Genomic DNA, 7,974 nt, shown 5'->3' with positions numbered 1-7,974 from the left:
ATATTAAACGCGCCGCCTGTGTCCCTTTCACCCGCATAATTTTACTATATTACCAGCTATTTTTACTAATCGCAAGCATTATTTTTACTTTTTATCGCCCATATCGCGATTTTTTTACTTTTCTTGCGCGTTCAGCCAATATCGGAGCCTTTTCCAATCCTACTATGGCCGTTTTCTGCGCTCAGGTCAACAATTATTTTTACTTTTCTCGCTTTTTTTTACTTTTCTCGTCGTCGTCATGGTGGAACCCGCTTTCCCGCTCTTCATGGTCTCAATATGCCTGATATTTTTACTAAACGCAAGCCCCTTAATCGCCTATTTCGTAAAATTATTTTCAGTTATTTTTACTTTTTATGTTGACCGCCTGCGGCCTCAAGCCTATAGTCTTCACATGGCGCTGATGCCTAACGAAAGGTCCGCAAATGTTCCAGACGTTCCAGTTCTGCCGCGCAACCGGCCGACGCCTCAAGGCTTCCTTCGCCCGTATCCTCGCAAAGCTCAAACCCAACGGCTCTACCAAAATCGCCCTCGAAATCTCCATCCCCCTCTTCCTCAAAATCACCGTCGAACACACCTTCAAATCAGCCACAAGGAAACGATGAGATGACAAAATGCCTAAACAGCGCCGGGGTAGAAATGCCCCGGTTCTACGTCGCCACATATGGCGATCTTGGCCTTGAGATCGAGTTCTACTTTGATCCGCTCAGATATGGTCGCGATATCCGCAAGGCCGAGCGCGAGCACGCCAACCAGAAGCTGGATACGTACACCTACGGCACGATCCCCTCGATGCCCGCAGCATCACCGAAAGGACGCTGATATGAAGAAGCGATACACTGTGGTGGAAAACGCAGGCTACGAGCGCGAATGCGACGTGCACACGGCTGAGAGCTACGGAGCGGCGATCAAGTGGCGTGACGAATACTACGAGACGGACGAGATCGAAAGCTTGCACGTGGAAATCGCCTGCGAGCTGCCGGACGGCACTCGAACATACGAATTCTAACCGGAGATCGAATGCACATGGTGACTGTAGCCAAAATTATCGCCGATGCTCTCAACGTTCCCACACGAAACGACAAGGCCCTGTTTGGCGCGGTGCGCGCCCTCGGCCTGACAATCAGTAAGCGGGAGGGCGAATATCGCATCTCTCGCCCCAACCTTTCGCGTGAAAGGGCAGAGGCAATCGCATACTACACTCAAGACCGGGAAGACGCATGGGGTACAGCAGAAGAGATGGCGCGGGACGCTGGTACGCTTGGCAGCTAGGCCCCGATGACCTGGCTGTGCCCTTATTGTCTTCCGCTGCTCTCTTGGTTTCCGCTAGGCGCATGGGTCGCCTTTTGTGCCACCTCGCATAGCTCCTGCTCCGGTCCCTGCAATCTGGTCTCGCAACGCTCCTGCGCCTGAAATGGTTGAGAGCGTTTCACTTCGCTCTTTTGAGCCATCGCAGGCATTGCCAAAAAGAGGCTGGCGCTTATTGCTGCAAAAACGACGTTCATCTTGGTTCCCTCGATATCCTGCAAAGACTGGTAACGTTTGGGCGTGCCAAATCCAATGAACGAACGATTCCGATTTTCAAGCCGCTGCCGACTGCAATGGCCTCACTTCCGGCTGATCCCGCGCTTCGGCCTTGGACAGTTCGTAGTTCAACTGCAAATTCATCCAAAACCGTGCGGTGCTGACGCCAGCACGTTCAAGCCGGATCGCCAGATCAGGACTAATGCCAGCCTTCCCGTTGATGATCCGAGAGAGCGTAGACCGGGCAATTCCAAGGCGCTGCGCCGCGTCAGTCACCTCAATGCCGAGAGGCACCAAAACATCCTCGCGAAGCAGCTCGCCCGGATGGGGATGGTTCTTCATCACTGTATGTCTCCTTCAATGATAATCCACGTAATCGACCAACTCCACGTCAGCTCCGACAAACCGGAAAGTAACCCTCCAGTTGCCATTTACCCATATCGACCAATGCCCCTTCAGCGTCCCTTTCAAGGGGTGTAGCTTGTAGGCTGGTTGGTTCAGTTCGGCAGGCGATGCCGCTGCATTTAAGGCAGCAAGGATACGGGACAGCTTCGGCGCATGAGCAGCTTGAACCCCACGGGCAGAGCCGGTTTTGTAAAGGGTCTCAAGCCCCTTGTGTCGAAAGCCGATTATCATACTCCTATGTAGCATGTGACGCTACGCGCTACAAGGGCATAATCGGGCTTTGCTCCCTCAATTTAATAAAATAAACAGTCGTTATTTTTACTTTTTATGTTGCCGACCATATATTTTTATTTTATTCTGCCTCCATAGTCATCCAAGGAGATCGCAAATGGCAACCTACCGTCTCGGATCAAGCCCCGCCGTTCACACGCCCGGAATCGTCGCATGGGCGATTAATGGATATCATTTCGAAGACGACAGGCCCCAACTGCGCAAGGTCATCGTGGAAACCTACAATCTGCCGGAAATCGCGGCCGATCAGCTCCTTAGCAAAAAGGTGCCGTACACTATCGAAGGTGAAACGGTGGTTTTCACAGTCAGCGATGAAAGCGAACCGCAGTGAGCGGCTTCATGAAGCCTTCGCCAATGATCACCGCACATCAAGGAAATGAGAAAGTTCAATGAACGCGAAGAAGACCGACGCCGACGAACAGCAGCGTGCAAAGACCGGCCGTCGCCCGGTGGTCAAGGATGCCATTGCAACATTTGTTGCAAACCTGACAGCCGACGCCGATGATTACGCCGACCTTTGGGAAAAGGAATGGGAGACGTTTGCGGACAAGTCCGTATCGACGCGCAACATCTATGCCTCGCGCTACCGCAATGCAATTCGTGAAGCCTACGGTGACAATCACCCGGCGCTGCACTTCGTTAAGGTCCTCGACCGCTCTGACGATCCACTCCGCACGGTTGAATCTCGCGGCGCTGGCGGGCGCAAGGCGACCCGCGCCGATAGTATTGATCTGTTTGGCACAGCAGCTCAAACGCTCAAAGAAGAGCACGATCGTTCGCTCGCAGAGGGCAAGACCGAAAAGCAGGCCAGCGCCGTCTATAAGCGCGGCCTCGGGAAGCTCTGGAAGTCGGAGCTGGACGAAATGCTGCAAACCCTCAAGAGCAACACCGTTCTGACGACAACCGCCGCCTATCGCAACGAGCTTCGCAGACGCGGACTGGATGATGAACTAACGCTTTCCATCGTCAGACCACCCGAAGATGCCCAAAAGGCCCGATCCATCCAATATCGAGATGCAATTGTTGAGCAACACCGCGACTTGGTGCCTATGCCACACTGGCAGGATATCCTAGATCGCGCAAAGGAGCTTATTCCGGCCACAGACGCCTCTTGGAGCGCCTTGGAACAAGCAGCTCGTGAAACGGCCTCTGATATATCGAGAACACGCGCCGTCGAGATCGGCGTGGCTCTCGGTATCCTGACCGGCCGTCGCCCTTTCGAAATCTTCTGCCAAGGCGTCTTCTCGCCCCTGCCGATTATGGCAGACCCGACCACGAACACAGAACATACCCGTGGCCGTGGCTACGAGACGTGGCGCGTCCTATTCTCCGGACAGGCAAAGACTCGTGGAAACGAGGGGACGCAATTCGACCAGTCGTTTCCGATCCCCGTGCTGACAAAAGCGCGAGATGTCATTTTTGCTTGGATGGTGCTCCGCTACAGTGAAAGTGGCCAGATATGGCGCGAGATGACGAGCGACGAATTCAAAGCAGACTTGCTGCGCGCTCCGAACCCCAAGTGCATCCTTCCCGCCGTCCGTGACGAAATCCTCGAAAAACTCTGGCCAAAAGTCTCGCTCGAAGACACGCCGAACGTGATCGAAGCCAAGAAAATCAAGGCGCATAACGTTCGCGCACTGTACGCGGAAATCGCGGACCAGTTTTTCCGGCCTAAGTCGAAGACGAAAGCCGCATTCTTCGCAGAAGCGCTCGGCCACACTGAGAAGGATATCGAAACGGCCTCTTCCTACATGAAATACTACCTCCCCGATCAAAAAGATGCCGGCGCGACACGCCGGGTAAAAAAACAGTTGGCGAAAAAGATCGAGGCAGCAGCCGAAGAGCGCGAAGCTGAGGACAATTGAAGGGAGCAAGAATTGCATATCAGAGCTGGAATCGCTGCTCTCGCAGCACTCACCACCTCATTACCCGCAACAGCACAGGATCAATGGCCGATCTGCACTACGGGCAAGCGGATAACCTGCATCGTCGATGGAGACACGTTCTGGCGGGACGGCATTAAGTACCGGATCGTCGGTTATGACGCACCAGAAGCTGGCGAAGGCGCTCGTTGCGGTCAGGAGCGAGCGCTTGCGGATCGCGCTACCCAACAGCTTCAGCGTCTCATGAGCACGCCCGGCATCCAATACCGAGATCAAGGCGAAGATCGCTATGGCCGCGTGTTGACGCAGGTGATGACGCAGCATGGAGACATTGCAGACCAGATGATCAAGCTCGGCCTCGGCCATGCCTATCGCGGAGGATACCGTGATCGAAACCAATGGTGTCAGTCGTAAACCGGAGATCCATCAATGCGATTGCACACAGCCCTCGAACACCTGAAATCCGGCCACTACCGCTCAATGGAGCCATGGAAGGCCAATGAGATCGATGAGATGGCCCGGCATGTTGAGGCGTGCGCCGCCAGCGCCGCCGAATTTACCTTCAGCTTTCTCGATGCAGACCCCAAAGACGATACCCTCCAAACATTCATAGACTTTGCCAACGAGCTATGGGACGCGGAAGTTGCTCCTATCCCTCACGATGTTTTTTGGGTCTCGTGGGTGCAGAAGGTGCTCGATGAGCACGTCCATATGGCGGCTCTCTGTGAGAAAAATATGAGCCCTATCGATGGAAAGCTCGTCTCGCTTTCCGTGCGCGTCATGTTCGAAAATCATCGCCGCAATGGCTTGGTCTTCCTGAATCAAGTCGGACAGAGAGTTTGCGGCGATCACAAGCACGTCCTTGTCAGCCACGCCGACAACGATTCGACGCAACTGCTCGTGGACACGGGCTTTGGTGTGTCAGCGGCGCTGATCGGCGCCCTTGCCACTCCGCAAGCCATCCGCCGGGAAGAGCCTGCCCCGGCGCGCTTGAACAAGCAGCGCTTGCAGAAGAAAAAGCCGCCTATTGGCCCAATGATCGTGATCGATGTTCGCGCCAGCCAACAGGCATCACAAAACCGGAAGGGAGAGGGCGGCTGGACCGTCAAACCACACTGGCGAAGAGGTCATATTCGCCATCTGGCTGATGGCCGCATGATCCCCATCCCGCCTTGCTGCGTCAATATGGAAACAGGCATTCCCATCAAGCCCGAATATGTTGTGAAGGTCTGATCCCATGCCTTCGGATCATGTAGATGAACCGACGCTTGACGAGTTTACGATCCCGCACGTCGCCTTCGCGGCCGCTGAGCACTATGCCGTCTTTCCTACCGCCGAGAAGCACGAGCTGATCCAAACTCTCAAGCGCGATGTTGAAGCGCGCTTCGCACGAGAACGTGAAAATGTCGCCGGACATGCGGCGGCTTTGAAAGCAATTGAAGACGCGGATGCCCGTGGTCTTCTGGAAGTGATCTACGGGCAAGGAGACTAGAAATGGAGACAGGCGAGAACTTTACGGCGCTGAACTATAGCGCCCATGCGATTGAGAGCATGAAAGAGGTCGTACAGCGTCTCCCCCCGCATTTTGTTCAGTCCATCAACGCGATCCGCATCGTCAGCGATATGCTTCGCAGATCAGTGAAATTTATCCTGCCCAACTGCGCAGAGCTGCTTGATCCGCTGCACGTATCGCAAGCGCACATAGACCTCCTGAAGCTCCCCTTCCCGCTCGTTGCTTTCGAAGCTCCTTGGCAGAAAACCGATGCAAAGGACGCGGGTTATCTCGATCACTACAAGTCAACCCGTCGCATTGCCCTTTGTTGGGAGCCAGGTGCAACGCCGCCGCAACTGGCGCATCTCAACGTCATCCTAGATCGCTTTCCGCAGGGAGGCGTCTTTATCCTTCCTATTTCATGGCTGGATGTCATCGAGACGTGGAATGTAGGTATCGGCGGGGCTTTCGTTCCCTACGAGAACAGCTTGGCAGCAGTCGATCAGGCTCAAGTCAGCCCTTTGAGCGCCCGCGCGATGGAAGCCCTTAACAGCGCCGGTTTGCTGCCCAAAAAGCCGCAGCAGTTTGCAGCAGAGCCGTTCATTCTTCAGCCGGAGCATTTCGAAGCGGTCATTGCGAGAAGCGACCGTGAAACCGGATTCGCGAACATAATGAACGACACGAGGGATGAAGGTATGGCCGTGGTTCAAGCGTGTGCAGTCCTCAACTGCGAAAACGTAGCGACGGCGGATATTGAAGCCCCTGCCAAACTGAACAAGGCGCGGATTGCCAAGGGGAAGCAGCCTTTCTTTTCTTATAAGGTTCTGGCGCTGGCCGCTGATCGTCCGTCCCCCGGTAATACCGGCAGCGCAAGTGGAACACACGCCAGCCCCCGTCTTCATCTTCGCCGGGGCCACCTTCGTCGTCTACCTGAAAAGACCGTGTGGGTAAGAGCTGCCATGGTTGGTGCAGCCAGTGAGAGCGGCGTCGTCTCCAAGGAGTATCGGCTCGTCAAAACCCGAAACAAGGAAACCTGAGCGGTTCCGACCCAACCCTGTCTGATCGGCTATCGGCGGATTCGAGGGCCTTTTTGTGCCTTGCAAGGAAGCGGGAGAGAATCAAGGTGCAGGGGTTATCTCCCTGCGGCTCAAACCTTGGAGATACAAAATGAGCACATCTATCGAAGCAAGCTTTCACGCCCTTATCGTCCTCACTGTCGCTTTTATGGCCGGATTTCCATCAATCGGTCTCGGCGGTGCATTCGTCATGTGGATCGTTTACAAGGTTGCCGCCGACTGGCTGGACGACTGGTGCTCGCGCGAACGCTGGCTACCTTGAAACCAGAAGGGGCGCTCATGCGCCCCTTTCCCGCTTTTCCTTCGACAACAAAAAATGATATGACTTCGTTGTGAAACAAACAACGGAAGTGATGGATGGAAGACGGCGAACAAGAACCACTGACGATCTACCGTCTCTCGAAAATCATATTCGTCGGGCCGGTGCTGATTGCTGGCCTCGGAACAGCGGCTCTCTGGTACGTCTGGACCTCTGACCTCTACCTTATGCACAATCTTGGCCCGATGGTGCTCGGGTTATCTCTTTACGAGAGCTTTTACCCCACGATCTTCCTTGTCTGCCGAATTGCGACCGCCATCATTGCCATGGGCTTTGCAACACAAGTGCTCGTGTGCCTCATCAGGTACATGACAACAGAGCTTAGAGTTTTCAGTAACCGCGTGCTCTGGCGAACCGGTTTCATCAGCCGAGATATGTTCACGACCTCTGTTCGAGAGATCATAGGCGTTCAGCTTACGCAATCCGTTCTCGGCCGGATACTCGGCTTCGGCTCGATATCGATCAGTACGCGAGGGGACGATCAGATCGTAGCTGACCTGATCAGCGGAGCGCCGCAGGCATCACGAACGATTATGGCACTCAAGAACAACGCCGAATAGGACGGCCATCCGGTCATTGCTCTTCGTCGGCTAGAGCCTTCACCAGTGAGAGAACCTTTCGTCTGATACCCCCATCGGGTATTTGCGCGAACGCACGATTCAAGGCTAGACCTTCGGAAGTGCCAACGAACTGAGTAAGAAGTTCAGACTCCCCGGAGCTTTCAGCCACATCATGGCTTTGCCCATCTTCAAAGAAATACGAAACCGGCACCCCTAGAATGCGGGCCATATCCGACAGTCGGCTTGCGCCGACCCGGTTTGTGCCCTTCTCGTACTTCTGGACCTGTTGAAATGTGATCCCAAGCGCTGTTCCTAGAGCCGTCTGGCTCATGCCAGTAAGTCGCCTGCGCAGCCGGATTTTATTGCCCACATCGATGTCAATCTGGTTCGGCTGTTTAGGATGAACGCCCATCTGTTTCCCCTGCTG

The 7,974-nt window shown here is 54.6% G+C and carries 16 protein-coding genes; 13 read left to right on the top strand and 3 right to left on the bottom strand.

The features are described 5' to 3' along the window. The 5 genes from RDL77_RS15610 to RDL77_RS15590 all read left to right on the top strand — a co-directional run. The coding region (locus tag RDL77_RS15610) for a hypothetical protein (protein ID WP_288193636.1) at positions 1-284 on the top strand (284 nt) is incomplete at its 5' end. A gap of 138 nt (positions 285-422) precedes the next feature. Then, positions 423-602: a hypothetical protein gene (locus RDL77_RS15605; RefSeq protein WP_271082349.1), complete on the top strand. Its 180-nt coding sequence runs from the start codon at positions 423-425 to the stop codon at positions 600-602. 1 nt (position 603) lies between these two features. Further along, positions 604-819, top strand: a complete 216-nt coding sequence (locus RDL77_RS15600; protein ID WP_164056977.1) for a hypothetical protein — start codon at positions 604-606, stop codon at positions 817-819. A gap of 1 nt (position 820) precedes the next feature. Further along, entirely contained in the window at positions 821-1,006 is a 186-nt protein-coding gene (locus RDL77_RS15595) for a hypothetical protein (protein WP_130521499.1), read from the top strand. A 17-nt stretch (positions 1,007-1,023) separates the two neighbouring features. Further along, positions 1,024-1,269 (top strand): hypothetical protein, encoded by a 246-nt coding sequence (locus tag RDL77_RS15590; RefSeq protein WP_130521497.1) that lies wholly within the window; start codon positions 1,024-1,026, stop codon positions 1,267-1,269. A gap of 309 nt (positions 1,270-1,578) precedes the next feature. Here the strand turns inward: RDL77_RS15590 and RDL77_RS15585 are convergent, their stop codons facing one another. After that, positions 1,579-1,866 (bottom strand): HigA family addiction module antitoxin, encoded by a 288-nt coding sequence (locus RDL77_RS15585; protein ID WP_130521495.1) that lies wholly within the window; start codon positions 1,864-1,866, stop codon positions 1,579-1,581. A gap of 12 nt (positions 1,867-1,878) precedes the next feature. After that, on the bottom strand, positions 1,879-2,157 hold the full coding sequence (locus RDL77_RS15580) for a type II toxin-antitoxin system RelE/ParE family toxin (protein ID WP_130521493.1): 279 nt from the start codon (positions 2,155-2,157) through the stop codon (positions 1,879-1,881). 157 nt (positions 2,158-2,314) lie between these two features. Between RDL77_RS15580 and RDL77_RS15575 the strand changes: the two genes are divergently transcribed. From RDL77_RS15575 to RDL77_RS15540, 8 genes are all read left to right on the top strand, one after another. After that, positions 2,315-2,548, top strand: a complete 234-nt coding sequence (locus RDL77_RS15575) for a hypothetical protein (RefSeq protein WP_130521491.1) — start codon at positions 2,315-2,317, stop codon at positions 2,546-2,548. 58 nt (positions 2,549-2,606) lie between these two features. Beyond that, positions 2,607-4,082 (top strand): protelomerase family protein, encoded by a 1,476-nt coding sequence (locus RDL77_RS15570; protein WP_288193628.1) that lies wholly within the window; start codon positions 2,607-2,609, stop codon positions 4,080-4,082. Between the two features lie 12 nt (positions 4,083-4,094). Further along, a complete protein-coding gene (locus RDL77_RS24845) occupies positions 4,095-4,514 on the top strand; it encodes a thermonuclease family protein (protein ID WP_130519819.1) in 420 nt (139 codons plus the stop codon). A gap of 15 nt (positions 4,515-4,529) precedes the next feature. Continuing rightward, positions 4,530-5,333, top strand: coding sequence for a hypothetical protein (locus RDL77_RS15560; protein ID WP_130519817.1), 804 nt, complete (start codon positions 4,530-4,532; stop codon positions 5,331-5,333). A 4-nt stretch (positions 5,334-5,337) separates the two neighbouring features. After that, on the top strand, positions 5,338-5,592 hold the full coding sequence (locus RDL77_RS15555) for a hypothetical protein (RefSeq protein ID WP_130519815.1): 255 nt from the start codon (positions 5,338-5,340) through the stop codon (positions 5,590-5,592). A 2-nt stretch (positions 5,593-5,594) separates the two neighbouring features. Then, a complete protein-coding gene (locus RDL77_RS15550) occupies positions 5,595-6,629 on the top strand; it encodes a hypothetical protein (RefSeq protein WP_130519813.1) in 1,035 nt (344 codons plus the stop codon). Between the two features lie 130 nt (positions 6,630-6,759). Then, positions 6,760-6,930: a hypothetical protein gene (locus RDL77_RS15545; RefSeq protein WP_164056983.1), complete on the top strand. Its 171-nt coding sequence runs from the start codon at positions 6,760-6,762 to the stop codon at positions 6,928-6,930. A 95-nt stretch (positions 6,931-7,025) separates the two neighbouring features. After that, positions 7,026-7,547, top strand: coding sequence for a PH domain-containing protein (locus RDL77_RS15540; RefSeq protein WP_130519811.1), 522 nt, complete (start codon positions 7,026-7,028; stop codon positions 7,545-7,547). A 13-nt stretch (positions 7,548-7,560) separates the two neighbouring features. Here the strand turns inward: RDL77_RS15540 and RDL77_RS15535 are convergent, their stop codons facing one another. Further along, positions 7,561-7,959, bottom strand: coding sequence for a helix-turn-helix domain-containing protein (locus RDL77_RS15535; protein WP_130519809.1), 399 nt, complete (start codon positions 7,957-7,959; stop codon positions 7,561-7,563). Positions 7,960-7,974: the final 15 nt, after the last annotated feature.

Source organism: uncultured Phyllobacterium sp. (assembly GCF_902479695.1).
Lineage (GTDB): Bacteria > Pseudomonadota > Alphaproteobacteria > Rhizobiales > Rhizobiaceae > Phyllobacterium > Phyllobacterium calauticae.
Note: the sequence above shows the minus strand (reverse complement) of the source record. Positions and strands in the feature narration are given on the sequence as shown.